Origin of the sequence: Shewanella sp. MM_2022_3 (assembly GCF_022557375.1) — a bacterium.
GTDB lineage: Bacteria > Pseudomonadota > Gammaproteobacteria > Enterobacterales > Shewanellaceae > Shewanella > Shewanella xiamenensis.
The window spans coordinates 1-24,762 of sequence record NZ_JAKZGV010000059.1 but is presented as its reverse complement, the minus strand read 5'-3'; the positions used below and the strand labels follow the sequence as shown (position 1 = coordinate 24,762).

Below are 24,762 nucleotides of genomic sequence, written 5' to 3'. Positions count from 1 at the left end.
CGTGTAGAGCGTGGTATCGTTAAAGTGGGCGACGAAGTAGAAATCGTTGGTATCCGCACGACTTCTAAAACAACTTGTACTGGCGTAGAAATGTTCCGTAAGCTGCTTGACGAAGGTCGTGCAGGTGAGAACTGTGGTATTTTATTACGTGGTACTAAGCGTGATGACGTAGAACGTGGTCAAGTATTATCTAAGCCAGGTTCAATCAACCCACACACTACTTTTGAATCAGAAGTTTACGTTCTGTCAAAAGAAGAAGGTGGTCGTCACACTCCATTCTTCAAAGGCTACCGTCCACAGTTCTACTTCCGTACAACTGACGTAACCGGTACTATTGAACTGCCAGAAGGCGTAGAGATGGTAATGCCTGGTGACAACATCAAGATGGTTGTTACGCTGATTTGCCCAATCGCGATGGACGAAGGTTTACGCTTCGCAATTCGTGAAGGTGGCCGTACAGTAGGCGCTGGTGTTGTAGCTAAGATCATTGCGTAATAGCAATTGTGATTAGAAAAAAGGAAGCTTAGGCTTCCTTTTTTATTTTGGGCTGGTGTTATTCTGAAATTTGTGTAAAATGCTCGCCACTCTGACGTTGAATAGTTTTTGATGACTATTTACACAGCGGGCTTGAAATCTGATTTCAGATGAGTATAATGGCCCCCTCGTTAACCTAGGTTAACGAATTAAATGACAAGTATTTGAACTTATCATTATCATAGCGGCTCCGATTGGGAGTCGAACGGTTAAATCATCTCGCTCTGCTTTTCCAGTAAGGAAGAAGCTAGAGGGTGATTTTTTATGTGTCCATTTTAGGAGCTCTGGTCAATGCAGAACCAAAGAATCCGTATCCGCTTAAAAGGGTTTGATCATCGCTTAATTGATCAGTCTACAGCGGAAATCGTTGAAACTGCTAAGCGTACTGGCGCCCAAGTACGTGGTCCTATTCCACTACCTACGCGCAAAGAGCGTTATACCGTTTTGATCTCTCCGCACGTTAATAAAGATGCTCGTGACCAGTACGAATTACGTACTCACAAGCGCCTGGTTGACATCGTAGAGCCAACTGAAAAGACTGTAGACGCTCTAATGCGTTTAGATCTTGCGGCTGGTGTCGACGTACAGATTAGCTTGGGTTAATTGAGATCCTTAGAAGAGGTTTGAGAGATGGCTATCGGTCTTATTGGTCGTAAAGTTGGTATGACTCGCATCTTCACTGAAGATGGTGTTTCTATACCTGTTACAGTAATTGAAGTTGCTGGCAACCGTGTTACTCAAGTGAAAACTTTAGAAACTGACGGCTACCGCGCACTTCAAGTTACTACTGGTACCAAAAAAGCCAATCGCATCACTAAACCAGAAGCAGGTCACTTTGCTAAGAGCGGCGTAGAAGCCGGTCGTGGACTGTGGGAACTGCGTCTGGCAGACGGTGAAGGCGAAGGCATTGAAGTTGGTGCTGAGCTAAACGTAGGTATCTTCGCTGATGTAGCGAAAGTTGACGTTACTGGTCAATCAAAAGGTAAAGGCTTCCAAGGCGGCGTTAAGCGTTGGAACTTCCGTACTCAAGATATGACGCACGGTAACTCTTTGTCGCACCGTTCGAACGGTTCTATCGGTCAGAACCAAACGCCTGGTCGCGTATTTAAAGGCAAGAAAATGTCAGGCCATATGGGTGCCGAGCGTGTTACTACTCAAAATCTAGACGTTGTACGTGTAGATGTTGAACGTAACCTGCTACTGGTTAAAGGTGCTGTTCCGGGCGCAACTAATGGCGACCTGATCATCAAGCCTGCAGTTAAAGCTTAAGGTCTGAGGAGATAGTAATGGAATTGGTATTGAAAGACGCGCAAAGCGCTCTTGAAGTTTCCGAAACTACCTTCGGCCGTGACTTTAACGAGGCACTGGTTCATCAGGTAGTTGTAGCATACGCTGCAAACGCGCGTCAGGGCACTCGTGCTCAAAAGACTCGTGCGGAAGTAACTGGCTCTGGCAAAAAGCCATGGCGCCAAAAAGGCACTGGCCGCGCTCGTGCGGGTGGTGTTAAGGGCCCAATCTGGCGTGGCGGTGGCGTAACTTTCGCTGCTAAAACTCAAGATCACAGCCAAAAAGTTAACAAGAAGATGTACCGCGGCGCGCTGAAAAGCATTCTGTCTGAACTGGTACGTCAAGACCGTCTGGTTGTTGTTGAATCATTCAGCGTTGAAGCTCCTAAAACTAAAGAGCTGAAAGCTAAACTGAAAGCAATGAACTTAGAAGACGTGTTAATTGTGACTTCAGAAGTTGACGAGAATTTATTCTTAGCAGCTCGCAACCTGTACAAGGTTGACGTTCGTGACGTTGCAGGTCTAGACCCAGTAAGTCTGATCGCGTTCAACACAGTGCTTGTGACTGCTGATGCAGTTAAGCAAATCGAGGAGATGCTAGCATGATGATCCGCGAAGAACGTTTGCTAAAAGTAATTCTGGCACCTCACATCTCTGAAAAGAGCACTGTGAATGCTGAGAAGCACAACACTGTTGTTTTCCGCGTAGCTATCGATGCAACTAAAGCTGAAATTAAAGCTGCTGTTGCTAAGCTATTTGAAGTTGAAGTCGAATCAGTTCGCACTTTAGTGAGCAAAGGCAAAACTAAACGTACTGGTGGCCGTACTGGCCGTCGTAGCGATTGGAAAAAAGCCTACGTGACTTTAGCTGCTGGTGCTGATATCGATTTCGTCGGCGGCGCTGAGTAAGCAAAGGAGAATTATCATGGCAGTTATTAAGTGTAAGCCAACCTCTCCAGGTCGTCGCCACGTTGTTAAAGTGGTGAACTCTGACCTGCACAAGGGTAAACCTTTTGCTGGCCTGTTGGCGAAAAAATCTAAAAGTGGTGGCCGTAACAATACTGGCCGTATCACTGTTCGTCACGTTGGTGGCGGTCACAAGCAGCACTACCGTTTAATCGACTTTAAACGCGATAAAGATGGTATCCCTGCAAAAATTGAGCGTCTGGAATACGATCCAAACCGTACTGCGCACATCGCTCTAGTACTGTATGCGGATGGTGAGCGTCGTTACATCCTTGCTGCCAAAGGCATGCAAGCTGGCGACAAAATCCAGTCTGGTGTTGAAGCCGAAATCAAAACCGGTAACGCAATGCCACTGCGCAACATTCCAGTAGGTTCTGTTGTGCACGCTGTAGAAATGAAGCCTGGTAAAGGTGCTCAGATCGCGCGTTCAGCGGGTGCTTATGTACAAGTTGTTGCTCGTGATGGCGCATATGCCACTTTACGTCTTCGCTCTGGCGAAATGCGCAAAGTGCCAGTTGATTGCCGCGCAACATTTGGTGAAGTTGGTAATGCCGAACACATGCTACGCCAGTTAGGTAAAGCAGGTGCTAAGCGCTGGAGAGGCGTTCGCCCAACAGTTCGCGGTGTTGCAATGAACCCGGTAGACCATCCACACGGTGGTGGTGAAGGCCGTACTTCTGGTGGTCGTCACCCAGTGACTCCATGGGGTGTGCCAACTAAGGGTTATAAGACTCGTAGTAACAAGCGCACTGACAAGTACATCGTACGTCGTCGTAATAAATAGTAAGAGGATTCGCCATGCCACGTTCTCTCAAGAAAGGTCCCTTCATTGACCTGCACTTGCTGAAGAAGGTAGAGAAAGCGATGGAAGCAGGTGACAAGAAGCCTATTAAGACTTGGTCACGTCGCTCTATGATCATTCCAAATATGATTGGTTTGACCATCGCTGTCCATAATGGTCGTCAGCACGTTCCTGTGTTCGTAACTGACGAAATGATCGGCCACAAACTTGGTGAATTCTCACCAACTCGCACTTATCGCGGCCATGCTGCTGATAAGAAAGCGAAGAAGCGTTAATACGGGAGGAATAAGATGGAAGTTTTAGCTAAACATCGTTTTGCCCGTACGTCTGCGCAGAAGGCTCGTCTCGTTGCTGATCAAATTCGCGGTTTGCCTGTTGCTAAGGCCCTCGAAATTTTGACTTTCAGCCCAAAGAAAGCCGCCGTACTGGTTAAAAAAGTACTTGACTCAGCTATCGCAAACGCCGAACACAACGAAGGCGCGGATATTGATGAGCTAAAAGTAGGCGCCGTCTTCGTTGACGAGGGTCCAACTATGAAGCGTATCATGCCACGTGCTAAAGGCCGCGCTGATCGTATCATGAAGCGTACCAGCCACATCACTGTGGTTGTATCAGATCGCTAGGAGAGAGCAATGGGACAGAAAGTACATCCTAATGGTATCCGTCTGGGTATCACCAAGCCTTGGATCTCTACCTGGTACGCAGATAAGTCAGATTATGCAAATAACCTGAACAGCGACTGGGAAGTGCGTAAGTATCTTGCAGACAAACTGCAAGCTGCGTCAGTATCTAAGATTGTTATTGAACGCCCAGCGAAAAGCATCCGCGTTACTATTCACACTGCCCGTCCAGGTGTTGTGATTGGTAAGAAAGGTGAAGACGTTGAAGTATTGCGTGCTGCCGTTTCAAAACTGGCTGGCACTCCTGCTCAAATTAACATCGCTGAGATCCGTAAACCTGAGCTAGATGCCAAGTTAGTTGCTGACTCAATTGCACAGCAATTAGAGCGTCGTGTAATGTTCCGTCGCGCGATGAAGCGTGCGGTACAAAACGCAATGCGTATTGGTGCTCAAGGTATCAAAGTTGAAGTTAGTGGCCGTTTAGGCGGTGCTGAGATTGCGCGCTCTGAGTGGTATCGCGAAGGTCGTGTACCTTTGCACACACTGCGTGCTGATATCGACTATTCAACCTCTGAAAGTCACACTCAATATGGTGTGATTGGTATTAAAGTTTGGATCTTCAAAGGTGAAGTTCTGGACGGAATGCTGCCACAGATTGAAGAGCCGAAACAGCAGCAACCTAAGCGCAAGCCTCGTGGTAAATAGGAGAGCCGGCAATGCTGCAACCTAAACGTATGAAGTTTCGCAAGATGTTCAAAGGCCGCAACCGCGGTCTAGCGAACGGTACCGAAGTTAGCTTTGGTACTTTTGGTCTGAAAGCAGTCGGCCGTGGTCGTTTAACTGCTCGTCAGATCGAGTCTGCACGTCGTGCCATGACACGTCACATTAAGCGTCAGGGACAAATTTGGATTCGAGTTTTCCCGGACAAACCTATTACCTCTAAGCCTCTTGAAGTGCGTATGGGTAAAGGTAAAGGTAACGTTGAATACTGGGTATGTCAGATTCAACCTGGTAAGGTTCTTTATGAGATGAATGGTGTTTCTGAAGTGATCGCTCGTGAAGCGTTTGCTTTAGCTGCTGCCAAGCTTCCAATCAAGACTACCTTCGTAACTAAGACGGTGATGTAATGAAAGCGAGCGAACTAAGAGAAAAGAGCGTTGAAGAACTGAACGCTGAACTACTTGGTCTGCTGCGTGAGCAGTTCAACCTGCGTATGCAACACGCCACTGGTCAGTTGACTCAGACTCATCAACTGAAATTGGTGCGCCGTAATATTGCGCGCGTTAAGACCATTATTACTTCTAAGGCGGGTGCATAATGTCTGATAAAATCCGTACTTTGCAAGGTCGTGTCACTAGCAACAAAATGGATAAAACCATTACTGTCGCTATCGAACGCCAAGTGAAACACCCAATCTATGGGAAATACATTAAGCGTACGACTAAGATCCATGCACATGACGAAGCTAATCAGTGCAATGAAGGTGACGTAGTCGCGATTCGCGAATGTCGTCCTTTGTCTAAGACTAAGTCTTGGACCCTGGTTGAAGTAGTATCAAAGGCCTAATAATATTAGGCATTTAGGTAAACGGCTCCAGTATTTGGGGCCGTTTGTTTTTTAATACTATACATTCCATATTTATGGTGTTATATTTGCGCCCCATTTTTGACTAAATTCAAAGCAAAAATGGTGTTTATAGTCCCATAGTGGGAATTGTGTAGTAACGATAGCGGAGCACTTAAAATGATCCAAATGCAATCGACTCTTGACGTCGCATGTAACAGCGGCGCACGCAGAGTTCAGTGTATTAAGGTCTTGGGTGGCTCTCATCGTCGTTATGCCGGTATCGGCGACATTATCAAAGTTTCTGTTAAAGAAGCAATTCCTCGCGCTAAAGCGAAGAAAGGTGATGTGTATAACGCGGTGGTAGTCCGTACTAAGAAAGGCGTACGTCGTCCAGACGGTTCTGTCATTCGCTTCGATCGGAATGCAGCTGTTCTTTTGAACAACAACCTGCAGCCGATTGGTACTCGTATCTTTGGACCAGTGACACGTGAATTGCGTAATGAGCAATTTATGAAAATTGTCTCGCTGGCACCAGAAGTACTGTAAGGAGCTTCAAAATGGCAGCTAAAATCCGTCGTCAAGACGAAGTAATCGTATTAGCAGGTAAAGACAAGGGCAAGCGTGCTAAAGTTGCTCAAGTATTACCTACTGGTAAGTTAATTGTTGAAGGCATCAATCTTGTCAAAAAACACCAAAAGCCAAACCCACAACTGGGTGTAGCCGGTGGTATTGTTGAGAAAGAAGCACCGATTCAAGCATCAAATGTTGCGATCTTTAACCCTGTCACTGGCAAGGCGGATCGTGTTGGTTTCCGATTTGAAGACGGCAAAAAAGTTCGTTTCTTTAAATCGAACAGTGAACTCGTTAAGTAACTGGAGTAAACGATGGCGAAACTGCATGATAAATATCAAGAGACTGTTGTCGCTGAACTGACTCAAAAGTTCGGTTATACCAGTGTCATGCAAGTCCCTCGGATTGAGAAAATCACCCTGAACATGGGTGTTGGCGAAGCCGTTGCAGACAAAAAAGTTATGGAACATGCTGTCCGTGACATGACTGCAATTGCTGGTCAAAAACCAGTAGTAACTGTTGCTCGTAAATCAGTTGCTGGTTTTAAAATCCGTGAAGGCTACCCTATTGGCTGTAAAGTGACCCTGCGCGGTGAGCGTATGTGGGAATTCTTAGAGCGTTTAGTTGACATCGCAATCCCACGTATCCGTGACTTCCGTGGTCTGAGCGCTAAAGCGTTCGATGGCCGTGGTAACTACGCGATGGGCGTGCGTGAGCAGATCATTTTCCCAGAGATCGATTACGATAAAATCGATAAAATTCGCGGTATGGATATTGTTATCACTACCTCTGCGAAGACTGATGAAGAAGGTCGTGCTTTGTTAGACGCTTTTAACTTCCCATTCAAGAAATAAGGGTAGCGTAATGGCAAAAACATCAATGAAAGCACGTGAAGCAAAGCGTGCACAGCTCGTAGCTAAGTTCGCTGAAAAGCGTGCTGCTCTGAAAGTGATTATTGCAAGTCCAGCTTCTTCTGATGAAGAACGTTGGGATGCAGTATTAAAGCTGCAAGCTCTACCACGTGATTCCAGCGCATCGCGTCAACGCAATCGTTGTAATCAAACTGGTCGCCCACATGGTTTCCTACGTAAGTTCGGTTTAAGCCGTATCAAATTACGTGAAGCAACCATGCGTGGTGAAGTTCCTGGCCTGCGTAAGGCTAGCTGGTAAGCACTTGTCACGGAGTAAGCTAATATGAGCATGCAAGATCCTATTGCGGATATGTTAACCCGTATTCGTAACGGCCAAGCTGCTAACAAAGTATCTGTGAAGATGCCTTCTGCTAAGCTGAAAGTCGCTATTGCGAAACTGCTTAAAGAAGAAGGTTACATCGCGGATTACGCCGTAGCAGATGAAGCCAAGCCTGAATTGGAAATTACCTTAAAGTACTTCCAAGGCCAACCAGTCGTTGAGACTATCCAGCGTGTAAGCCGTCCAGGTCTTCGTATTTACAAAGGTAAAAACGAACTTCCTAAAGTGATGGGCGGACTGGGTGTCGCAATTGTGTCCACTTCTAAAGGCCTGATGACTGATCGTGCCGCCCGCCTTGCAGGCATGGGTGGCGAGGTTATCTGCTACGTAGCATAAGGAGCTAGGAATGTCTCGTGTAGCAAAAGCACCAGTATCTATTCCAGCTGGCGTAGAGGTGACCTTAAACGAACAGACCCTGACCGTCAAAGGCGCGAAAGGAAGTCTGACTCGAGTGATCAACAATGCGGTCAATGTTGTTATTGAAGGTGGCGTGATTAAATTCCTTCCTGTTGAGGGCGCAGTTGGCGCTTGGGCACAGGCTGGTACAACACGTGCATTAGTAAACAACATGGTTGTTGGTGTATCTCAAGGTTTTGAGCGTAAATTAAAGTTAGTTGGCGTTGGTTACCGTGCGAAACTCGTCGGTGCAGACATTGACCTTACTTTAGGTTTCTCTCATCCGTTAGTACACAAACTGCCCGCAGGCGTTACTGCAGAGTGCCCTAGCCAAACTGACATCGTCCTACGTGGCGTTGATAAACAGTTAATTGGCCAAGTCGCTGCTGAGATTCGCGGATATCGTCCACCAGAGCCATACAAAGGCAAGGGTGTTCGCTATGACGACGAAGAAGTACGCCGTAAAGAGGCTAAGAAGAAGTAGGTAACGCGATATGGATAAGAAAACATCTCGCTTACGTCGCGCTATTCGCGCTCGTAAGAAGATCCAAGAGCTGGGCGTGAACCGTCTGGTTGTACATCGTACACCGCGTCACATTTATGCTCAGGTGATCAATCCTGAAGCTCAGGTGGTGGCAGCTGCTTCAACCGTGGAAAAAGCGGTTAAAGAGCAACTGAAGAGTACCGGTAACGTAGACGCGGCTAAAGCAGTAGGTAAATTTATTGCTGAGCGCGCGATCGAAAAAGGCGTAACGACAGTTGCGTTCGATCGTTCTGGTTTCAAGTATCACGGTCGTGTAGCTGCTCTAGCAGATGCTGCTCGTGAAGCTGGCCTCCAGTTCTAAGGGGTTATAAAAATGGCTAAATTAGAAGCTCAGCAAAAAGACGATCTGCAAGAGAAATTAATTGCAGTTAATCGTGTTTCTAAAGTAGTTAAGGGCGGTCGTATCTTTAGCTTCACAGCACTGACAGTAGTGGGTGATGGTAATGGTAAGGTCGGCTATGGCTATGGTAAAGCGCGCGAAGTTCCAGCAGCAATTCAAAAAGCTATGGAAAAAGCCCGTCGTAACATGGTGACCGTTGAGTTGAATGCAGGTACTCTGCATCACCCAGTTAAAGGTCGTCATACTGGTTCACGTGTATACATGCAACCAGCATCACAGGGTACCGGTATTATCGCCGGTGGCGCAATGCGTGCCGTATTGGAAGTTGCAGGCGTTCATAACGTTCTGTCTAAAGCATACGGTTCTACTAACCCGATCAACATCGTTCGCGCGACTGTAGATGCTCTGGTGCACATGAAGTCACCATCGCAAATCGCAGCTAAGCGTGGCCTGAATGTTGACGAAATTCGGGGGTAATGCACCATGGCAACTAAAACTGTAAAAGTTACTCAAACTAAAAGCGGTATCGGTCGTTTACCGAAGCACCGTGCAACCCTAACGGGTCTTGGTTTGCGTCGCATTGGTCACACTGTTGAATTAGAAGATACTCCTTCAGTTCGCGGTATGATCAACAAGGTCTACTACATGGTTAAGGTGGAGGATTAATAGATGCGTTTAAATACTCTATCTCCAGCTGCAGGCGCTAAGCATGCACCAAAGCGTGTAGGCCGTGGTATGGGCTCAGGTTTAGGTAAAACTGCAGGTCGTGGTCACAAAGGCCAAAAATCTCGTAGCGGTGGCGGTGTACGCCCAGGCTTCGAGGGTGGTCAAATGCCACTTAAGATCCGTTTACCTAAATTTGGTTTTACCTCGCGTCGCGCTATGGTAACAGCTGAAGTTCGTGTACTCGAACTGGCTAAAGTTAACGGTGATGTTATCGACTTAAACGCTCTGAAAGATGCGAACGTTATTACTCGCAACATCCAGTTTGCGAAAATCGTTCTTTCAGGTACCATTGAGCGCCCAGTGACTGTAAAAGGTCTGAAGGTAACCAAAGGTGCACGTGCAGCAATTGAAGCTGCTGGCGGTAAGATCGAGGAATAATACGTCGATGGCAAAACCAGGACTTGATTTAAAAAGCGCGAAAGGTGGACTTTCAGAGTTGAAGGCTCGCCTCCTGTTCGTGATTGGTGCGATTATCGTCTTTAGGGCCGGTTCGTTTGTACCAATTCCTGGTATTGACGCAGCTGTATTAGCAGAGCTGTTTGCTCAGCAAAAAGGGACCATCCTAGGCATGTTTAACATGTTCTCGGGTGGTGCTCTTTCCCGTGCTTCTATCTTTGCATTGGGCATCATGCCGTACATTTCGGCATCGATTATCATGCAGTTATTGACTGTTGTGCATCCTGCACTCGCTGAATTGAAAAAAGAAGGCGAGTCTGGACGTAAAAAAATCAGTCAGTACACACGATGGGGTACGTTGGTGCTGGGTACATTCCAGTCGATCGGTATTGCAACAGGGTTACCAAACTTAGTCCCAGGCCTAGTGGTCAATATTGGATTCGGTTTCTACTTTGTAGCGGTTGTGAGCTTAGTAACAGGGACTATGTTCCTGATGTGGCTAGGTGAGCAAATTACCGAACGAGGTATAGGTAACGGTATCTCGATTTTAATTTTCGCAGGTATTGTTGCTGGATTACCTTCCGCTATCGGCCAAACGGCTGAGCAGGCGCGTCAAGGTGACCTGAATGTGTTAGTGTTGTTGTTGCTCGCGGTAATTATTTTTGCTGTGACTTATTTCGTGGTGTTTGTAGAGCGTGGTCAACGTCGTATCGTCGTTAACTATGCTAAGCGTCAGCAAGGCCGTAAGGTATTCGCTGCGCAATCTACTCACTTGCCACTGAAAATAAACATGGCGGGTGTAATTCCTCCAATTTTTGCGTCAAGCATCATTTTGTTCCCAGGCACACTGGCTCAGTGGTTTGGTCAAAATGAGTCTATGTCATGGTTAAGTGATTTTTCATTAGCCGTGTCACCTGGACAACCGCTTTACTCATTATTGTATGCAGCAGCGATTATCTTCTTCTGTTTCTTCTATACAGCGTTGGTATTTAATCCACGTGAAACAGCAGACAACCTGAAGAAGAGTGGTGCATTCATCCCTGGGATCCGTCCTGGAGAACAGACTTCGCGTTACATTGATAAAGTAATGACTCGCCTAACATTAGCTGGCGCGTTATACATTACCTTTATCTGTTTAATTCCGGAGTTCATGCTAATTGCGTGGAAAGTACAGTTCTATTTTGGCGGTACTTCACTACTAATTATGGTAGTCGTAATCATGGACTTCATGGCTCAGGTTCAGACCCATATGATGTCACATCAGTATGAGTCTGTGATGAAGAAAGCTAACCTAGTTAACAAAGCGAATTTAGATCGTTTTGGTCGCTAAGTAAGCTTTACGGAGTGATGAAATGAAAGTTCGAGCTTCCGTGAAGAAGATCTGCCGTAACTGCAAGATCGTCAAGCGTAGTGGCGTTGTGCGCGTTATCTGTGTTGAACCAAAACACAAACAGCGTCAAGGCTAAAAGTGAAATTGTTCAGCCCACTGTTGGGCTGAACAAATATTGTTTGCAAATCTGTCAACTGTCGAGTATCCTTTCGGGCTTTTCGCAGTTGGCCTTTAACTTAAGGAGTGCATAGTGGCCCGTATCGCTGGCATTAACATTCCTGATCAAAAGCATACAGTCATCGCATTGACTGCAATTTTCGGCATCGGCCGTACTCGCGCTAGAGCAATCTGCGCAGCTACGTCAATTGCTGAAACTGCTAAGATCAAGGAATTGAGCGAAGCTCAAATCGACACCCTACGCGAAGAAGTTGCCAAATACTTAGTAGAAGGTGACTTACGTCGTGAGATTTCTATGAACATCAAGCGTCTTATGGATCTTGGTTGTTATCGTGGTCTCCGCCATCGTCGTAGCCTGCCTCTTCGTGGGCAACGTACTAAGACCAATGCGCGTACGCGTAAAGGTCCACGTAAACCAATCAAGAAGTAACGGGAAGGTAGACAATGGCTAAAGTTCCGTCACGTTCTCCGCGTAAGCGCGTACGTAAACAGGTTGCAGATGGCATGGCTCATATCCATGCTTCTTTCAACAACACAATTGTCACCATTACAGATCGTCAAGGTAATGCGTTGTCATGGGCTACTTCAGGTGGTTCAGGTTTCCGTGGTTCACGTAAATCTACGCCATTTGCTGCACAGGTAGCTGCTGAGCGTGCAGGCGCTGCTGCTCAAGACTACGGTTTAAAAAACCTTGAAGTGTTTGTGAAGGGTCCAGGTCCAGGTCGTGAATCAGCCATTCGTGCGCTGAACGCTGTTGGTTACAAAATTACCAACATTACCGATGTGACGCCGATCCCTCATAATGGTTGTCGTCCTCCTAAAAAGCGTCGTGTATAACGCGTTTCATTAGGATAGTTGGAGAAAGATCATGGCAAGATACTTGGGTCCCAAGCTCAAGCTCAGCCGCCGAGAAGGTACTGACCTTTTCTTAAAAAGCGGTGTGAGAGCAATCGATTCTAAGTGTAAACTGGAATCTGCACCAGGACAGCATGGCGCTCGTAAGCCACGTCTGTCAGAGTACGGTTTACAGTTACGCGAAAAACAAAAAGTTCGTCGTATTTACGGTGTGTTAGAAAAGCAATTCCGTAACTACTATAAAGAGGCTGCACGTCTGAAAGGCAACACTGGTGAAAACCTGTTGCAACTTTTAGAAACTCGTTTAGATAACGTTGTTTATCGTATGGGTTTCGGTGCGACTCGTGCAGAATCACGTCAGCTAGTAAGCCATAAATCTGTTATGGTTAACGGTCGTGTTGTTAACATTCCGTCATTCAAAGTGTCTGCGAATGATGTTGTAAGCATCCGTGAAAAGTCACGCACTCAAGCTCGTATCAAAGCGGCTTTAGAAGTGGCTGGTCAACGCGAGAAGCCTACATGGGTTGAAGTCGACAGCGCGAAAATGGAAGGTGCTTTCAAGCGTATTCCAGAACGTAGCGATTTGTCTGCGGAAATTAACGAACAGCTGATCGTCGAGCTTTACTCTAAGTAAGGCTAACAAACAAGAGAGGACACAATGCAGGGTTCTGTTACAGAATTTCTTAAACCGCGTCTCGTTGATATCGAGCAGGTTAACTCAACACGTGCCAAGGTTACTTTGGAACCGCTTGAGCGTGGTTTCGGCCACACTTTAGGTAACGCGTTGCGTCGCATCCTATTGTCGTCTATGCCCGGCTGCGCGGTTACCGAAGTCGAGATTGACGGCGTACTGCACGAATACAGCAGTAAGGAAGGCGTACAAGAAGATATCCTTGAAATCTTGCTTAATCTGAAAGGATTAGCAGTGACTATCGAGGGTAAAGACGAGGCTATGCTTACATTAAGCAAGTCCGGCGCAGGCCCTGTCATCGCAGCAGATATCACGCATGATGGTGATGTCACTATCGTGAATCCTGATCATGTTATCTGTCATTTGACAGGTAACAATGATATCAGCATGCGTATTCGCGTTGAGCGTGGTCGTGGTTATGTGCCAGCATCTGCTCGTGCACAGACAGAAGACGATGATCGCCCAATCGGCCGCTTGCTGGTTGATGCTTCTTTCTCGCCAGTCGCACGTATTGCCTACAATGTAGAAGCAGCTCGTGTTGAACAGCGTACTGACTTGGATAAACTCGTTATCGATATGACCACTAATGGTACTATTGATCCTGAGGAAGCTATCCGTCGTTCTGCAACCATCTTAGCTGAACAGCTGGATGCGTTTGTTGAGCTGCGTGACGTGACTGAGCCAGAAATGAAGGAAGAGAAGCCGGAGTTCGATCCGATTCTGTTGCGTCCTGTCGACGATTTAGAGCTAACTGTACGTTCGGCTAACTGTTTGAAAGCCGAAGCGATTCATTACATCGGAGATCTGGTACAGCGTACTGAAGTTGAGCTGCTGAAAACCCCTAACTTAGGTAAGAAATCTCTTACTGAAATTAAGGACGTTTTAGCTTCTCGCGGACTGTCGTTAGGTATGCGTCTGGAAAACTGGCCTCCAGCTAGTTTAGCAGACGACCTATAAGTCTCAGGTTTGTACAGATTTAGGTTATAAGGATTAGGTCATGCGCCATCGTAAGAGTGGTCGTCAACTTAACCGCAACAGCAGCCACCGCCAAGCTATGTTCCGTAACATGGCAAGCTCACTGGTTCGTCATGAGATCATCAAGACAACCGTAGCTAAAGCGAAAGAACTGCGTCGCGTAGTTGAGCCTCTGATAACACTTGCTAAGAGTGACAGCGTTGCAAACCGTCGTTTAGCGTTTGCACGTACTCGCGACGCTGAAGTCGTCGGTAAGTTATTCACTGAATTGGGTCCACGTTACCAGGAACGTCCTGGTGGCTACACCCGTATCCTTAAGTGCGGTTTACGTGCTGGTGATAAAGCCCCAATGGCTTACATCGAGCTAGTAGGTCGTCCAGAAGCTGCTCAAGCTGTTGATGTTGAAGCTGCTGAGTAATTAAGGTTACAAATTTAAAAGCCGGGCTCTAAGCCCGGCTTTTTATTTCAGCTCATTTTAACTTACTCGACCCAAGTCGTTTGTTTCTCGATTTCTTTAGGCAATGCTAAGTGCCATTTACTTAACCCTTTACGGCTAAACATAAATTGTCCTAGGTCATCTGTTACTGGGAATATGTTTTCCGGTTTCTCACCTGCGAGGATCCTTGAGGCCATTTTGGCTGCGATCTTGCCGTGCTGGTAACCATCGAGAACATAGCCGCCGATATTGCCGTTGTTGTATACGCTAAATCCCCAAAAACCAAAATTGGGTACTGGTGTGTTAGCTGAAACCCATCCTAATAATTCTTCAGCATCAACCGACTGATCTTTGTCATCCCTCACTGCATGATAAAGTGCAACGACTATCGCACTAAAGCCATTGTCTTTAGCTGCAATGACTTGCTTTTGCCATTCACTAAGTTGATTTAGTAGTAATATTTCAACTTCCACATCGCTCAACATGCTCAGTTGCTGCTTACTGATATATTCCGCAGCAAGTCTAGACGTATCACTTTGATCGAACAGAACTAAGATTTTTCGGTGCTTTGATATTGGTAATATTCGTTGCAGTAATAGCAGAGAGCGTCTGAGTAGAGGTCTTTCAAGCACACCCGTAAAACGCTTATATTCATTTAAGTGATATTCTCTTGGGTTCATATTAATGCCAAGGTATACCACTGGAATTTGGCTTGAGTTTAACCGTTGGTGTAGATAATTAACGGCATTATCATCTGCTAGGATCACTAACTGTGGTTTTTGTTGTTGAATAAATTGCCATGCTAGTTCTGCCCGTTTTGCATGAAGATTTTTAGGTAGCCGTTTTGTGTCCATTTCAAAGTGATTTACCTCATTGAGAGGTGTCAATGTATCGAGTATGGCTTGATAATACTGCTTATCCCACGTGTAACCTTGGTGATAGCTCTCGATGACAACCACCTTGGCCGCATATGCCATTGGTATGAAACATGCCAGCATTAAGGTAAAAATCTGTCGCCATCTTTTAATTAATAACTTAATTAAATTCATGGAGAGATACCTAGTGGAATATAGCTTTGAGTATAGTCCAACCTCGAGTATCCGACGGGCAATAAAAAAGCCTCATACTGAGGCTTTAAATATTCTTTCGGCGATGTGCTTACGTTATTGTGCTGTCGCTTTCTGCTGGCTGTAATCTAGCTTCTCATGTTTTTGCCCCATTGCTTCTGCAACTTCTGGAGGCATGTAGTTTTCATCATGTTTTGCTAAGACTTCAGTTGCGGCCAACTTACCATCTTCCCCTAATACACCTTGGGCGACGATGCCTTGTCCTTCGCGGAATAGATCCGGTAATAGATCGTCATAGGTCACTAGAATTTCGCCACCTAAGGAATCGTGTACTGCAAATTGCACATGTAGGCTGTTTGGATCACGTACCATAGAGCCTACCGTTACCATGCCACCTACACGAATACGTTGGCCCGCTTCGGGTTTAACGCCTGTATCGGTTTTACCGTTTACGATTTCTGACGGTGTATAGAATAAGTTTAAGTTGGAGTTCAACGCATACAGCAGCAGTGAAGCAATCGCGGCTACGCCACCGATTAGTGCTATAGCTAACGTCAGTCTCTTTTTGCGTCTTGGGTTCACGATTTGTTACTCCTAGTTTCTTTGAGGCGCTCTTCGCGGTTCATCTTTTTCGCTATTTCAATCAAAACCTTACGCTTTTGGCGTGCGCTAGTGATGATCAGCGTCGATACACAGAAGAAGGTCACACCATAGGCAAGCCATACATAAAAGGCATAGCCACCCATGTTGAAAAAATCACTGATAGAATCGAATTGCATTATTTGACCTCCTCAGCTTTAGCAAGTTCACGTACCCAAGGGCGCATGCCGTTTCTTGCTAAGATTTCTGCTCTAAATCTCACAATAGTGATAGCGCCTATCATAAGCCCGAAACCTAAAATATTGATTAAAAGTGGGTATAACATGTCACTCGACATGGTCGATTTAGAGGTAATTTTGATGGTTGATGGTTGATGCAATGAGCTCCACCATTCAACTGAATATTTAATAATGGGGATATTAATTACCCCTACGATTGCCAAGATCCCTGCTGCACGTGCAGCGAGTACTTTATCCTCAAAGGAAGCGTAGAGGGAAATCACACCTAAGTAGAGGAATAGTAGTACTAATTCAGAGGTCAGACGCGCATCCCATACCCACCAAGTGCCCCACATAGGTTTGCCCCAAGCGGCACCAGTAAAGAGTGCTATAAAGGTGATGACAGCTCCTATAGGAGCAATAGACGCAGCTGCCCAGTCTGCTAATTTGACCTGCCAGACAAGACCAATAAATGCTGCTGTCGCCATACCCATGTAGGCCGCCATTGACATTGATGCAGCTGGTACATGGATAAAGATAATACGGTAGCTATCTCCTTGCTGGTAATCTGTCGGGGCAAACAATAAACCCCATACGGTGCCAACTGTAAGGAAAAGGCAGGCTAAGGTGGCAAACCATGGAAATAATGTTCCTGATAACTTATATGCGCGTTCAGGATCCGCGTAAGGGTGTAACCATTTCCACATTTTAGTTAGTACTCACTCGCAGAGATGCACCGATTGCAAAAGGTGCTAAGGTTAACGAACCGATCAACATGGCGCCAATTATAGCGAGCTGACCGTCATAGGGTAAATTCATTCCTGCCGCATCAATGGCGCTGGTCGCGAAAATGAGCACTGGAATATAAAGTGGCAGAATCAAAAGGCTTAATAGTACGCCGCCTTTACGTAGACCAACGGTTAATGCCACGCCAATAGCACCTAAGAGTGACAACACTGGGGTGCCTAAAGCCAGTGTGGCAATCAATGCACCATAACTATTAGCATCTAAGTTCAGTAGCACGGCCAGCAGTGGGGCAATAATAATCAATGGAACACCCGTAAGTATCCAGTGGGCTAACACTTTGGCTAAGACTAAAACAGACAAAGGTTGTGGGCTAAGTAGCATCTGTTCTAAGCTGCCGTCACTAAAGTCAGCTTTAAATAGACGCTCCAGCGACAACATGGATGCTAACAATGCCGCAACCCAAATAATCCCTGGGGCAATACGGGCTAGCATTTGTGGTTCTGGGCCAATGCCGAGTGGAAATAGGGTTACAACCATAATGAAGAATAATAGGGGATTAAAAATATCACCACGGTGTCGAATGGCAATCTTTAGATCCCGCTGAAGTAACGTTAAAAACGCTTGAGTAAAGCTGATGCCTCTTTTCATTATGCCAAACCTTATACGAAGCGATAATCTAGACGAATTTTACGAAGCCTATCATCTTTGATAATGCCCATATCTTGGTGAGTGGTCAGGATCACACAGCCACCATTATCCGCATGTTGAATAAATAACTGTTCAAGCTCTTCGACGCCTTTTTTATCGATTGCGGTAAAAGGTTCATCTAGGATCCACACCTTACAATCATTGTGCCAAAGCCTTGCCAATGCTGTTCGGCGATGTTGGCCCGCGGACAAATGCCCAGCAAGCGCTTCCTCAAAACCTGATAGATTTACTTTAGCTAATATGGCAGACGTATCAAAATCATCATAGCCACTGATTCTTAAATTGAAGTTAAGGTTTTCCTCAGCGGTTAATTCGGATTTCACTCCCGCAAGATGGCCTAAATACAGTAGATCTTGGTTATATTCGTCACGACAGCGGTTGATATCTTCATTTATATAGAAGGTTTGCCCCGCATAGGGACGAGATAGACCTGCTAATATGCGTAATAAACTGGTTTTGCCGGCACCATTAGGGCCTTCAATCTGGACGATATCGCCAGCATTAATTTCAAAACTTAATTCATCAAATAGAATGCGTTCTTCACGGATGCATGTCAGCTTGCTCGCTGATAACAGTGTGTTTACTGAAGTTATATTTGTCACTGAACCCTCTATCTCAAGCCGGAAGGAAACACAAGTGATTCTAACACAAACGATATTGCGGGTTTACACTTGCTTGGGACTAGATGTCAGCAATTTGATGTGGTTCCAATAACCGCAATATTTCTCGTACAAATCGAACTTTTTTAATAGTTGCTAATATATTAACGAATTTGTCACGCTTGTCGCCTTATATCATTTGTGCTGAGATTCTAATCACAAAAAGATGAGATTTATTGAAGTTTGTAGTAATCTTAGTCCGCTATAATGAGTCTGCCTCAAAGGGCAGCGCGAGCTTTGTACGTATTTGCATTAGGAACATTGAACATGAAAAAACTGTTAGCAATGACTGCAGTCGCTGCTTTGACTATGTCAGTCAACGTTTCAGCTCAAGATGCTGAAGCTATTTTCAACAAGGCATGTACCGTGTGCCATAGCATGGGTGTTGCTGGTGCTCCAAAAGCGCACAATGCAGCGGAGTGGGAACCACGTTTAGCTAAAGGTGTTGATAATCTAGTTAAAAGTGTAAAAACAGGTTTAAACGCAATGCCACCAGGTGGTATGTGTACTGATTGTACTGATGATGATTACAAAGCAGCTATCGAGTTTATGTCTAAAGCTAAGTAATTTTTTTTGCAGTGTTAAAAAAACCGGCATTAGCCGGTTTTTTTATGTCTGCGCTAAGCTGAAACTTAGTGCTAGGTGCTGATAACTTATTGCACTTGGGTATCCAGTACTAAGTTTGCCGTTTCACCCACATTAACTTTGCTGATTTTTCCTTGAATATCACCCGTCTGAGGTTTGATATTGCCATGCTTGGATAAGACGGCAATAACTTCAACGCTAGCAGTTTGGCTTAATTTTACATCGCCACCCATACCAGTGCTGTCGTCTAGTGTCACTGTAACAGGCAATGATTTTGCACTAACTTTGGTTGCTGCTAGCGGTACTTTAGGACCTTCAGTTGCACGTGCAAAGACAAAGATAGTGTCTTCTGGGCTCGCTTTCGCTGCAAGTTCAGGTGAAATTGAAATTTCAATACTTACTGATTTGCTTGTGACTTTTGCCTGCTTGTGTACATCATCGTTAGGCATACCTGTCGTTTCGGCTTGCATACGTAAGTTAGCTGTTTCGATGGCATTCATCAGTGCGGCGCGATCCACATCTGTGCGGTCACTATTAAGAATAGTCTGCCATGAATCAATGGCTTTTTGGTACTTAGCAGTAAAGAAAGCATCCATACCAACTAACAACAGTGTTGATGGATCCTGTGGATCTAATGCTAGCGATTCGTCTATTAAGGCTTGAATTTCTGGTGTCATTTGCTGACCGGCTTTGTAGTACAACGCCGTGGCCTTTGGTCCGATTAACTCGGCATGTTTGCCCACTAAATCCATCACTTTGTCGAAGGCCGCGACTGCTTTATCAAATTGGTTAGCCGAAATATATGCATGACCTAGACTAAACCAAGCCTGACTATTTTCTGGCTCGGCTTGCACTTGGGCTTCCATCATTTGTACGCGCTGCCCCATGATTTGCGCAGTATCCATACCAGCATGTGGGTTAGCCGCTTGGGTATTGCCAATATTTTCAAAGGCCCCTAATTGCTGATATAGGTAACCTGAGATCGCAATCAAGCATACCGACATGACTGATGGCCAAAGGATACTTTTAGGTTTGATTTGATTGACAAGGGAATCATCGCTCGCTTGTTTGATGTCTTGGAGTAAACTGATTTCGAGTTCTTTCTTAAGCGCATCAAATTCTGCTTGGTCGAGCAGTTCTTCATTAAGTTCTTTCTCAAGGGTGGAAAGACGTTCATTGAACAATTCGAGGTTCGTTTGTTTGCGAACACCAGCTTCCTCAGTACGCAATAACTTTTGCTGTCTGAAGTGTGGGATCCAGATCAGTGTTAAGCTGACCAACACAACAAGCGCAATAAAAATCCAAAATGTCGTCATTGTTTCTATATTCACTTTAGTTTGCATAAAAGCGGTTGTTACCGCTGGCTTGGAAGCAAGATTATACGTAAAGATTATTCATTGAACAGTAATATAAGACCTTCACAACTGTGAAAGCTGAGAGTTGGGCACTGGTTCACAAATTGTTCCATCTGGTAAATTTTATATGAAACTTAAGGCTCATTTATCTGTCACATGCAAAACTGTAGGCCTGCGGTGGCTCCATTTGGGCAAAAATCGAGAATGAGACAAGTCACCCAGTTTTGTATGAAAGAGGCAGACAGGAACAATAGCAAATACTAAAATGAACCAAATTTCGTGCATTTGTGTGAACAGCATGTTGTGCGTTGGTTTGGAATTTTTCTAAATCAACATATTATTAGAGACTGAGGAAAACCCATGATCCCAGAACTTGGACACTTTTCGCTGATTATAGGAGTGGCATTCGCCTTCTTGTTAACCAGCGTTCCCCTTATAGGTGTTGCCCGTAAAGACCAATACCTAGTGAGGTATGCTTGGCCGTTAGCCTACGGAATGTTCTTTTTTATTGCTTTATCCGTAGTATCGCTTGGTTATAGCTTCGCTGTTGATGATTTCTCCGTGGCCTACGTGGCACATCACTCTAATTCTCAGTTACCTATTTTCTTTAAGATTGCGGCCGTATGGGGCGGTCATGAAGGGTCTCTGTTGTTCTGGGTGTTTGCGTTATCGACTTGGGCCGCTTCTGTCGCATTATTCAGTAAAGGCTTGGAAGAAGTGTTTACTGCAAGGGTGCTGGCTGTATTGGCGCTGATTGTGATTGGTTTTAGCTTATTTATGCTGCTCACTTCTAGCCCATTTGAACGTTTATTTCCAATGCCAGCCGAAGGTCGCGACTTGAACCCAATGTTGCAGGATGTAGGCTTAATCTTCCATCCGCCAATGTTGTATTTAGGTTATGTGGGTTTCTCTGTAAGCTTTGCGTTTGCAATTGCTGCATTGATGAGTGGCCATCTTGACTCGGCTTGGGCTCGTTGGTCTCGTCCTTGGACCTTGGCTGCTTGGATTTTCCTCACTGGCGGTATTGCATTAGGTTCTTGGTGGGCATACTACGAATTAGGCTGGGGTGGCTGGTGGTTCTGGGATCCAGTAGAAAATGCCTCCTTTATGCCTTGGTTAGTGGGTACTGCTTTAGTGCATTCGCTGATTGTGACCGAAAAACGTGGTGCGTTCCGTAACTGGACAGTATTGCTGTCAATCTTTGCATTTTCGTTAAGTTTACTGGGTACCTTTATCGTGCGTTCCGGCGTACTGACATCGGTTCACTCATTCGCAGCCGATCCAAGCCGCGGTATGTTTATTCTGTTATTACTTGGCTTAGCTATCGGTGGTTCGCTCACTTTGTTTGCCTTCCGCGCAAGTGAAATGAGCAGCCCAGCACGCTTCGAATTGAAATCAAAAGAAACCATGCTGTTAGTCTGTAACGTGTTGCTGACTGTCGCTGCTGGTACAGTCCTGTTAGGGACGTTATATCCACTGCTGATCGATGCTTTAGGTATGGGCAAGATCTCTGTTGGACCTCCATATTTTAATGCTGTGTTTGTACCGATCGTGCTCGTGCTGTTTGCGTTTATGGGCGTGGGTCCGATCATCCGTTGGAAGAAATCAAAAGCGGGTGAGTTAAAACGCCAATTGCTGGTGCCTGCATTGGTATCAGCCGCGATTGGTATCGTGACGCCATTTATTGTCGATGGTGCTTTTAACGTGTGGGTTGCTTTGGGTATCGCCGCCGCTGCTTGGATTGTGTTGGCAACCGCAAGAGCCGCTTACAATATCGTGAAGCCTAAAGATGGTGAATTAAGCGTGGCACGTATGGGCCGTAGTGAGCTGGGGATGATCTTAGCTCACTTAGGTATTGCTGTGTCGGTTATCGGTGCCACTATGGTATCTAACTACTCGGTTGAGAAAAGTGTGCGTATGGGGCCTGGCATAAGCCAAGAGCTTGCGGGTTATACCTTTAAATATCTTGAGACTAAGAACGTCGTTGGTCCTAACTACACCGCACAACAAGGTCAAATTGAGATCTACAAAGGCGATAAGCTGCTGACGTTACTCAAGCCTGATCGTCGCCAATACAATGTGCGTACTATGGACATGACCGAAGCCGGTATCGATTGGGGTCTGTTCCGTGACTTATATGTCACCATGGGCGATCCAATCAGCAGCACTGAATTTGCTGTGCGTTTGAACTACAAGCCTTTTGTTCGTTGGTTATGGTTTGGAGCAATATTCATGATGGTCGGTGGTTTCTTTGCCGCATCGGATAAACGCTATCGCTCAAAAGTGGCTGCTACCGTTAAGCCGCAAACTGAAAAAGCGAAATTAGCTACCGCTCAATAATTGGGGAATGTATGAAGAAGTTGGTTCTGTTTATCCCATTAGTCATTTTTCTTGGCATGGGGGTATTTTTATACAAAGGATTGTTTTTAAATCCGCAGAAACTGGATTCAGCTCTGGAAGGAAAGCCTATTCCGGCTTTCCAACTGGAACGTCTCGAAACACCAAACGAGATGATTACCAATGAGCAACTGAAAGGAAAAGTGTCATTACTTAACGTTTGGGCTACTTGGTGCCCCTCTTGTAAGTATGAACACCCTTTCTTAGTCATGCTGAAACGTCAGAATATTCTGCCTATCTATGGGATTAACTACCGTGACGAACGTATCCCCGCGCTGGAAGAATTAAAACGCCAGGGTGATCCTTACAATATCAATATTTTTGATAAGGATGGACGCTTAGGCTTAGATCTTGGCGTTTACGGTGCACCGGAAAGCTTTATTGTTGATCATAATGGCATTATTCGTTATCGCTACGCAGGGCCTATTGACCAGCGTGTATGGAGTGAAACTCTCTATCCTATGATTCAACAACTCCAAGCTGAAGCGGCGAAGGATGGTGCAGCGTGAGAATTTTGACAAAAATCATTGGTGGCCTGGTGTTAATGCTGAGTATGGTGACAACCGCAATGGCCACACCTGTAGATACTTACGAATTTAAATCACCCGAAAACCAAAAACGAGGTTTGTCATTAGCGCATGAGTTGCGTTGCCCGCAATGTCAGAACCAAAACTTGATCGATTCCAACTCGCCCGTTGCACGAGATCTGCGCCTTGAAGTGTATAAAATGGTCGATGAAGGCAAAGGTGACGATGAAATCATCGAGTTTATGACCAGCCGTTATGGTGAGTTTGTACTCTACAAACCGAAAATGGAAACTAAAACCTATATTCTTTGGTTAGGTCCAGTGGGTTTGTTATTGCTCGGTCTTATCATTGGTTTCATCTTTATCCGCAAACAACGTATCGGTGGCACGACCGAGCCTGAGATCAGTGCCGAAGATCAAAAAGCGCTTGATGCTTTATTAAAGCGTGATAATAAATGAAGTCATTTGCTTTAGCTGCAATCCTAGCGAGTTTGTCTGTTGCCTTTGCTGGTGGTGCCCATGCGTACCCCGGCATGCAGCAGGCAAATAAACCGATTGAGTCGACAGTCGATCTGATTAACGTTCTTCCACAGACTTATCCTATCGAAGTTGTTGCTTTTAGTGATGCGAATGGAAAGCCTATCGACTTTAGCCAATACAAAGGTAAAGTCGTGATGGTCAACATGTGGGCGACCTGGTGTCCTCCCTGCGTAAGGGAGTTGCCCGCAATTGAGCGTTTGGCGACAAAGTTTAAAGCGGATCAGTTTGCGTTATTGCCTATCTCTATCGATGCTGGTGGTAAGCAACAAGTGCAGCCTTTTCTCACATCATTAGGAATGGCAAACTTTAATTCCTATTACGATCCTACGCAAAACTTAGGGCAGGTGTTCCCACTGGATACCATTCCTGCAACCTTTATTCTCGATCAAAATGGCCAATTGATCGCGTTTGTGCGCTCCTTTGTCGATTGGGATGACGCAAAAGCCGTATCGCTAATCCAAAGTTTTATCGATAAAGGCGCTAAAAAGCCGAATTAAACAGCATATAGAGCGTAAATAGAGCACGGTTGTAGAAAAGATCGCCATGCGATCTTTTTTCTTTTAAAAAGCGCTTGCACAAAAAGTTTCGCTGCCTATAATGCGCATCCACTGACACGGCAGACAGCGAAAGCGAGCGCGGTTACAGTGCGAATCGAATGCAAATTGTGCAGTTGATTCGAAAGCCTCAAGAAGTTTGCAAAAACGCCTTGACGCGATGAGGGAAATGCGTAAAATACGCAGCCCTGACCTACTGAGCGGTAATGCGAAGTTAATGGTCAAATGCTCTTTAACAATCTAAACAAGAAATCTGTGTGGACACTCACAGGTGTTGAGTTAATCGAAATTACTCTGCCGTTTGGCGAGTAATCAAAGAATTAAATCAATGAATGAGTGTTCATAG

General features: G+C 45.5%; 41 protein-coding genes. 34 read left to right on the top strand and 7 right to left on the bottom strand.

The features are described 5' to 3' along the window. From MMG82_RS19245 to rplQ, 29 genes are all read left to right on the top strand, one after another. Positions 1-495 (top strand): EF-Tu/IF-2/RF-3 family GTPase (locus tag MMG82_RS19245; protein ID WP_241407289.1); only part of this gene is annotated, 495 nt, incomplete at its 5' end. Between the two features lie 330 nt (positions 496-825). Further along, positions 826-1,137, top strand: coding sequence for a 30S ribosomal protein S10 (gene rpsJ, locus MMG82_RS19240; RefSeq protein WP_011070616.1), 312 nt, complete (start codon positions 826-828; stop codon positions 1,135-1,137). A gap of 27 nt (positions 1,138-1,164) precedes the next feature. Beyond that, on the top strand, positions 1,165-1,803 hold the full coding sequence (gene rplC, locus MMG82_RS19235; protein WP_011070617.1) for a 50S ribosomal protein L3: 639 nt from the start codon (positions 1,165-1,167) through the stop codon (positions 1,801-1,803). A gap of 17 nt (positions 1,804-1,820) precedes the next feature. Then, entirely contained in the window at positions 1,821-2,426 is a 606-nt protein-coding gene (gene rplD / locus MMG82_RS19230) for a 50S ribosomal protein L4 (protein ID WP_011070618.1), read from the top strand. After that, positions 2,426-2,728 carry a 50S ribosomal protein L23 gene (gene rplW, locus MMG82_RS19225; RefSeq protein ID WP_037421480.1) on the top strand — a complete coding sequence of 101 codons (303 nt, stop codon included), beginning with the start codon at positions 2,426-2,428 and terminating at the stop codon, positions 2,726-2,728. Before rplD ends, rplW begins: the two co-directional genes overlap by 1 nt. A gap of 16 nt (positions 2,729-2,744) precedes the next feature. Further along, positions 2,745-3,569 (top strand): 50S ribosomal protein L2, encoded by an 825-nt coding sequence (rplB, locus tag MMG82_RS19220; protein ID WP_011621028.1) that lies wholly within the window; start codon positions 2,745-2,747, stop codon positions 3,567-3,569. 14 nt (positions 3,570-3,583) lie between these two features. After that, positions 3,584-3,862, top strand: coding sequence for a 30S ribosomal protein S19 (rpsS, locus tag MMG82_RS19215; protein ID WP_006083596.1), 279 nt, complete (start codon positions 3,584-3,586; stop codon positions 3,860-3,862). Positions 3,863-3,877: 15 nt separating this feature from the next. Further along, positions 3,878-4,210 (top strand): 50S ribosomal protein L22, encoded by a 333-nt coding sequence (gene rplV / locus MMG82_RS19210; protein ID WP_006083595.1) that lies wholly within the window; start codon positions 3,878-3,880, stop codon positions 4,208-4,210. A gap of 9 nt (positions 4,211-4,219) precedes the next feature. Continuing rightward, the gene (gene rpsC / locus MMG82_RS19205; protein ID WP_011070621.1) at positions 4,220-4,912 is read left to right on the top strand and encodes a 30S ribosomal protein S3; all 693 of its coding nucleotides are present in this window, start codon (positions 4,220-4,222) and stop codon (positions 4,910-4,912) included. A gap of 11 nt (positions 4,913-4,923) precedes the next feature. After that, the gene (rplP, locus tag MMG82_RS19200; protein WP_006083593.1) at positions 4,924-5,334 is read left to right on the top strand and encodes a 50S ribosomal protein L16; all 411 of its coding nucleotides are present in this window, start codon (positions 4,924-4,926) and stop codon (positions 5,332-5,334) included. Further along, positions 5,334-5,525 (top strand): 50S ribosomal protein L29, encoded by a 192-nt coding sequence (gene rpmC, locus MMG82_RS19195; RefSeq protein WP_007644429.1) that lies wholly within the window; start codon positions 5,334-5,336, stop codon positions 5,523-5,525. The genes rplP and rpmC overlap by 1 nt, the downstream gene beginning before the upstream one ends. Next, positions 5,525-5,773, top strand: coding sequence for a 30S ribosomal protein S17 (rpsQ, locus tag MMG82_RS19190; RefSeq protein ID WP_011070622.1), 249 nt, complete (start codon positions 5,525-5,527; stop codon positions 5,771-5,773). Before rpmC ends, rpsQ begins: the two co-directional genes overlap by 1 nt. A 177-nt stretch (positions 5,774-5,950) precedes the next feature. Continuing rightward, positions 5,951-6,319, top strand: a complete 369-nt coding sequence (gene rplN, locus MMG82_RS19185; protein ID WP_006083590.1) for a 50S ribosomal protein L14 — start codon at positions 5,951-5,953, stop codon at positions 6,317-6,319. 11 nt (positions 6,320-6,330) lie between these two features. Then, positions 6,331-6,645, top strand: coding sequence for a 50S ribosomal protein L24 (gene rplX / locus MMG82_RS19180; RefSeq protein WP_011070623.1), 315 nt, complete (start codon positions 6,331-6,333; stop codon positions 6,643-6,645). A gap of 12 nt (positions 6,646-6,657) precedes the next feature. Next, entirely contained in the window at positions 6,658-7,197 is a 540-nt protein-coding gene (gene rplE, locus MMG82_RS19175; RefSeq protein WP_011070624.1) for a 50S ribosomal protein L5, read from the top strand. Positions 7,198-7,207: 10 nt separating this feature from the next. After that, complete coding sequence (gene rpsN, locus MMG82_RS19170; protein WP_047534104.1) at positions 7,208-7,513, top strand: 30S ribosomal protein S14; 306 nt, start codon at positions 7,208-7,210, stop codon at positions 7,511-7,513. A 24-nt stretch (positions 7,514-7,537) separates the two neighbouring features. Continuing rightward, positions 7,538-7,930: a 30S ribosomal protein S8 gene (gene rpsH / locus MMG82_RS19165; RefSeq protein WP_007644434.1), complete on the top strand. Its 393-nt coding sequence runs from the start codon at positions 7,538-7,540 to the stop codon at positions 7,928-7,930. 10 nt (positions 7,931-7,940) lie between these two features. Then, positions 7,941-8,474 carry a 50S ribosomal protein L6 gene (rplF, locus tag MMG82_RS19160; protein ID WP_037421473.1) on the top strand — a complete coding sequence of 178 codons (534 nt, stop codon included), beginning with the start codon at positions 7,941-7,943 and terminating at the stop codon, positions 8,472-8,474. A gap of 10 nt (positions 8,475-8,484) precedes the next feature. Beyond that, positions 8,485-8,835, top strand: a complete 351-nt coding sequence (gene rplR, locus MMG82_RS19155) for a 50S ribosomal protein L18 (RefSeq protein ID WP_011715467.1) — start codon at positions 8,485-8,487, stop codon at positions 8,833-8,835. A gap of 12 nt (positions 8,836-8,847) precedes the next feature. Next, positions 8,848-9,351: a 30S ribosomal protein S5 gene (rpsE, locus tag MMG82_RS19150; protein ID WP_007644438.1), complete on the top strand. Its 504-nt coding sequence runs from the start codon at positions 8,848-8,850 to the stop codon at positions 9,349-9,351. Positions 9,352-9,357: 6 nt separating this feature from the next. After that, positions 9,358-9,540: a 50S ribosomal protein L30 gene (gene rpmD / locus MMG82_RS19145; RefSeq protein WP_006083582.1), complete on the top strand. Its 183-nt coding sequence runs from the start codon at positions 9,358-9,360 to the stop codon at positions 9,538-9,540. Positions 9,541-9,543: 3 nt separating this feature from the next. Then, positions 9,544-9,978: a 50S ribosomal protein L15 gene (rplO, locus tag MMG82_RS19140; RefSeq protein ID WP_011070628.1), complete on the top strand. Its 435-nt coding sequence runs from the start codon at positions 9,544-9,546 to the stop codon at positions 9,976-9,978. Positions 9,979-9,985: 7 nt separating this feature from the next. Next, on the top strand, positions 9,986-11,326 hold the full coding sequence (secY, locus tag MMG82_RS19135) for a preprotein translocase subunit SecY (RefSeq protein WP_011621032.1): 1,341 nt from the start codon (positions 9,986-9,988) through the stop codon (positions 11,324-11,326). A 22-nt stretch (positions 11,327-11,348) separates the two neighbouring features. Further along, positions 11,349-11,462, top strand: a complete 114-nt coding sequence (gene rpmJ, locus MMG82_RS19130) for a 50S ribosomal protein L36 (protein ID WP_006083579.1) — start codon at positions 11,349-11,351, stop codon at positions 11,460-11,462. Positions 11,463-11,576: 114 nt separating this feature from the next. Beyond that, a complete protein-coding gene (gene rpsM, locus MMG82_RS19125) occupies positions 11,577-11,933 on the top strand; it encodes a 30S ribosomal protein S13 (protein WP_011070630.1) in 357 nt (118 codons plus the stop codon). 14 nt (positions 11,934-11,947) lie between these two features. Then, positions 11,948-12,340 (top strand): 30S ribosomal protein S11, encoded by a 393-nt coding sequence (gene rpsK, locus MMG82_RS19120; protein WP_006083577.1) that lies wholly within the window; start codon positions 11,948-11,950, stop codon positions 12,338-12,340. Between the two features lie 31 nt (positions 12,341-12,371). Beyond that, complete coding sequence (gene rpsD / locus MMG82_RS19115; RefSeq protein WP_037421477.1) at positions 12,372-12,992, top strand: 30S ribosomal protein S4; 621 nt, start codon at positions 12,372-12,374, stop codon at positions 12,990-12,992. Positions 12,993-13,016: 24 nt separating this feature from the next. Further along, the gene (gene rpoA / locus MMG82_RS19110; protein WP_011070632.1) at positions 13,017-14,006 is read left to right on the top strand and encodes a DNA-directed RNA polymerase subunit alpha; all 990 of its coding nucleotides are present in this window, start codon (positions 13,017-13,019) and stop codon (positions 14,004-14,006) included. Positions 14,007-14,046: 40 nt separating this feature from the next. Beyond that, on the top strand, positions 14,047-14,442 hold the full coding sequence (rplQ, locus tag MMG82_RS19105; RefSeq protein WP_007644470.1) for a 50S ribosomal protein L17: 396 nt from the start codon (positions 14,047-14,049) through the stop codon (positions 14,440-14,442). 62 nt (positions 14,443-14,504) lie between these two features. On the opposite strand, the gene MMG82_RS19100 is transcribed toward rplQ, so the two are convergent. The 6 genes from MMG82_RS19100 to ccmA all read right to left on the bottom strand — a co-directional run bounded on the left by MMG82_RS19100 (position 14,505) and on the right by ccmA (position 18,402). Continuing rightward, positions 14,505-15,509, bottom strand: coding sequence for an ABC transporter substrate-binding protein (locus MMG82_RS19100; RefSeq protein WP_241407288.1), 1,005 nt, complete (start codon positions 15,507-15,509; stop codon positions 14,505-14,507). A 114-nt stretch (positions 15,510-15,623) separates the two neighbouring features. Further along, positions 15,624-16,109 (bottom strand): cytochrome c maturation protein CcmE, encoded by a 486-nt coding sequence (gene ccmE / locus MMG82_RS19095; RefSeq protein ID WP_037422767.1) that lies wholly within the window; start codon positions 16,107-16,109, stop codon positions 15,624-15,626. Next, positions 16,106-16,306, bottom strand: a complete 201-nt coding sequence (ccmD, locus tag MMG82_RS19090) for a heme exporter protein CcmD (RefSeq protein ID WP_037422771.1) — start codon at positions 16,304-16,306, stop codon at positions 16,106-16,108. Before ccmD ends, ccmE begins: the two co-directional genes overlap by 4 nt. Then, positions 16,306-17,052 carry a heme ABC transporter permease gene (locus MMG82_RS19085; protein ID WP_037422774.1) on the bottom strand — a complete coding sequence of 249 codons (747 nt, stop codon included), beginning with the start codon at positions 17,050-17,052 and terminating at the stop codon, positions 16,306-16,308. The genes ccmD and MMG82_RS19085 overlap by 1 nt, the downstream gene beginning before the upstream one ends. A 1-nt stretch (position 17,053) precedes the next feature. Next, positions 17,054-17,740, bottom strand: a complete 687-nt coding sequence (gene ccmB, locus MMG82_RS19080; RefSeq protein WP_037422777.1) for a heme exporter protein CcmB — start codon at positions 17,738-17,740, stop codon at positions 17,054-17,056. An 11-nt stretch (positions 17,741-17,751) separates the two neighbouring features. Next, the gene (gene ccmA / locus MMG82_RS19075; RefSeq protein WP_047534134.1) at positions 17,752-18,402 is read right to left on the bottom strand and encodes a cytochrome c biogenesis heme-transporting ATPase CcmA; all 651 of its coding nucleotides are present in this window, start codon (positions 18,400-18,402) and stop codon (positions 17,752-17,754) included. A gap of 324 nt (positions 18,403-18,726) precedes the next feature. Here ccmA and scyA point away from each other — a divergent pair, with 324 nt between their 5' ends. Then, positions 18,727-19,026 (top strand): monoheme cytochrome c5 ScyA, encoded by a 300-nt coding sequence (scyA, locus tag MMG82_RS19070; protein WP_037422782.1) that lies wholly within the window; start codon positions 18,727-18,729, stop codon positions 19,024-19,026. 86 nt (positions 19,027-19,112) lie between these two features. Here scyA and ccmI read toward each other — a convergent pair whose 3' ends face one another. Then, the gene (gene ccmI / locus MMG82_RS19065) at positions 19,113-20,360 is read right to left on the bottom strand and encodes a c-type cytochrome biogenesis protein CcmI (protein ID WP_047534136.1); all 1,248 of its coding nucleotides are present in this window, start codon (positions 20,358-20,360) and stop codon (positions 19,113-19,115) included. Between the two features lie 399 nt (positions 20,361-20,759). On the opposite strand from ccmI, the gene MMG82_RS19060 reads away from it, so the two are divergent. The 4 genes from MMG82_RS19060 to MMG82_RS19045 are packed head-to-tail and all read left to right on the top strand — an operon-like array spanning position 20,760 to position 24,359. After that, a complete protein-coding gene (locus tag MMG82_RS19060) occupies positions 20,760-22,739 on the top strand; it encodes a heme lyase CcmF/NrfE family subunit (RefSeq protein ID WP_047534139.1) in 1,980 nt (659 codons plus the stop codon). A gap of 11 nt (positions 22,740-22,750) precedes the next feature. After that, the gene (locus tag MMG82_RS19055; protein WP_037422791.1) at positions 22,751-23,305 is read left to right on the top strand and encodes a DsbE family thiol:disulfide interchange protein; all 555 of its coding nucleotides are present in this window, start codon (positions 22,751-22,753) and stop codon (positions 23,303-23,305) included. Next, positions 23,302-23,781 carry a heme lyase NrfEFG subunit NrfF gene (gene nrfF, locus MMG82_RS19050; protein ID WP_047534142.1) on the top strand — a complete coding sequence of 160 codons (480 nt, stop codon included), beginning with the start codon at positions 23,302-23,304 and terminating at the stop codon, positions 23,779-23,781. Before MMG82_RS19055 ends, nrfF begins: the two co-directional genes overlap by 4 nt. After that, positions 23,778-24,359 carry a TlpA disulfide reductase family protein gene (locus tag MMG82_RS19045; protein WP_047534145.1) on the top strand — a complete coding sequence of 194 codons (582 nt, stop codon included), beginning with the start codon at positions 23,778-23,780 and terminating at the stop codon, positions 24,357-24,359. Before nrfF ends, MMG82_RS19045 begins: the two co-directional genes overlap by 4 nt. Positions 24,360-24,762 lie beyond the last annotated feature (403 nt).

Coding starts and splice junctions, on each gene's coding strand:
- rplV (WP_006083595.1), top strand. CDS start 3,878: ATGGAAGTTTTAGCTAAACATCGTTTTGCCCGTACGTCTGCGCAGAAG.
- rpsE (WP_007644438.1), top strand. CDS start 8,848: ATGGCTAAATTAGAAGCTCAGCAAAAAGACGATCTGCAAGAGAAATTA.
- MMG82_RS19085 (WP_037422774.1), bottom strand. CDS start 17,052: ATGTGGAAATGGTTACACCCTTACGCGGATCCTGAACGCGCATATAAG.
- rplP (WP_006083593.1), top strand. CDS start 4,924: ATGCTGCAACCTAAACGTATGAAGTTTCGCAAGATGTTCAAAGGCCGC.
- rpsH (WP_007644434.1), top strand. CDS start 7,538: ATGAGCATGCAAGATCCTATTGCGGATATGTTAACCCGTATTCGTAAC.
- MMG82_RS19055 (WP_037422791.1), top strand. CDS start 22,751: ATGAAGAAGTTGGTTCTGTTTATCCCATTAGTCATTTTTCTTGGCATG.
- ccmI (WP_047534136.1), bottom strand. CDS start 20,360: ATGACGACATTTTGGATTTTTATTGCGCTTGTTGTGTTGGTCAGCTTA.
- rplE (WP_011070624.1), top strand. CDS start 6,658: ATGGCGAAACTGCATGATAAATATCAAGAGACTGTTGTCGCTGAACTG.
- rplN (WP_006083590.1), top strand. CDS start 5,951: ATGATCCAAATGCAATCGACTCTTGACGTCGCATGTAACAGCGGCGCA.
- rplX (WP_011070623.1), top strand. CDS start 6,331: ATGGCAGCTAAAATCCGTCGTCAAGACGAAGTAATCGTATTAGCAGGT.
- rpsD (WP_037421477.1), top strand. CDS start 12,372: ATGGCAAGATACTTGGGTCCCAAGCTCAAGCTCAGCCGCCGAGAAGGT.
- rpsN (WP_047534104.1), top strand. CDS start 7,208: ATGGCAAAAACATCAATGAAAGCACGTGAAGCAAAGCGTGCACAGCTC.
- secY (WP_011621032.1), top strand. CDS start 9,986: ATGGCAAAACCAGGACTTGATTTAAAAAGCGCGAAAGGTGGACTTTCA.
- rpmD (WP_006083582.1), top strand. CDS start 9,358: ATGGCAACTAAAACTGTAAAAGTTACTCAAACTAAAAGCGGTATCGGT.
- rplQ (WP_007644470.1), top strand. CDS start 14,047: ATGCGCCATCGTAAGAGTGGTCGTCAACTTAACCGCAACAGCAGCCAC.
- rplB (WP_011621028.1), top strand. CDS start 2,745: ATGGCAGTTATTAAGTGTAAGCCAACCTCTCCAGGTCGTCGCCACGTT.
- rplD (WP_011070618.1), top strand. CDS start 1,821: ATGGAATTGGTATTGAAAGACGCGCAAAGCGCTCTTGAAGTTTCCGAA.
- MMG82_RS19045 (WP_047534145.1), top strand. CDS start 23,778: ATGAAGTCATTTGCTTTAGCTGCAATCCTAGCGAGTTTGTCTGTTGCC.
- rpsJ (WP_011070616.1), top strand. CDS start 826: ATGCAGAACCAAAGAATCCGTATCCGCTTAAAAGGGTTTGATCATCGC.
- MMG82_RS19060 (WP_047534139.1), top strand. CDS start 20,760: ATGATCCCAGAACTTGGACACTTTTCGCTGATTATAGGAGTGGCATTC.
- rpsQ (WP_011070622.1), top strand. CDS start 5,525: ATGTCTGATAAAATCCGTACTTTGCAAGGTCGTGTCACTAGCAACAAA.
- rpmJ (WP_006083579.1), top strand. CDS start 11,349: ATGAAAGTTCGAGCTTCCGTGAAGAAGATCTGCCGTAACTGCAAGATC.
- rpmC (WP_007644429.1), top strand. CDS start 5,334: ATGAAAGCGAGCGAACTAAGAGAAAAGAGCGTTGAAGAACTGAACGCT.
- ccmD (WP_037422771.1), bottom strand. CDS start 16,306: ATGCAATTCGATTCTATCAGTGATTTTTTCAACATGGGTGGCTATGCC.
- rplO (WP_011070628.1), top strand. CDS start 9,544: ATGCGTTTAAATACTCTATCTCCAGCTGCAGGCGCTAAGCATGCACCA.
- rpsK (WP_006083577.1), top strand. CDS start 11,948: ATGGCTAAAGTTCCGTCACGTTCTCCGCGTAAGCGCGTACGTAAACAG.
- rpoA (WP_011070632.1), top strand. CDS start 13,017: ATGCAGGGTTCTGTTACAGAATTTCTTAAACCGCGTCTCGTTGATATC.
- rplW (WP_037421480.1), top strand. CDS start 2,426: ATGATCCGCGAAGAACGTTTGCTAAAAGTAATTCTGGCACCTCACATC.
- rplR (WP_011715467.1), top strand. CDS start 8,485: ATGGATAAGAAAACATCTCGCTTACGTCGCGCTATTCGCGCTCGTAAG.
- ccmB (WP_037422777.1), bottom strand. CDS start 17,740: ATGAAAAGAGGCATCAGCTTTACTCAAGCGTTTTTAACGTTACTTCAG.
- scyA (WP_037422782.1), top strand. CDS start 18,727: ATGAAAAAACTGTTAGCAATGACTGCAGTCGCTGCTTTGACTATGTCA.
- MMG82_RS19100 (WP_241407288.1), bottom strand. CDS start 15,509: ATGAATTTAATTAAGTTATTAATTAAAAGATGGCGACAGATTTTTACC.
- rplC (WP_011070617.1), top strand. CDS start 1,165: ATGGCTATCGGTCTTATTGGTCGTAAAGTTGGTATGACTCGCATCTTC.
- rpsC (WP_011070621.1), top strand. CDS start 4,220: ATGGGACAGAAAGTACATCCTAATGGTATCCGTCTGGGTATCACCAAG.
- rpsS (WP_006083596.1), top strand. CDS start 3,584: ATGCCACGTTCTCTCAAGAAAGGTCCCTTCATTGACCTGCACTTGCTG.
- rplF (WP_037421473.1), top strand. CDS start 7,941: ATGTCTCGTGTAGCAAAAGCACCAGTATCTATTCCAGCTGGCGTAGAG.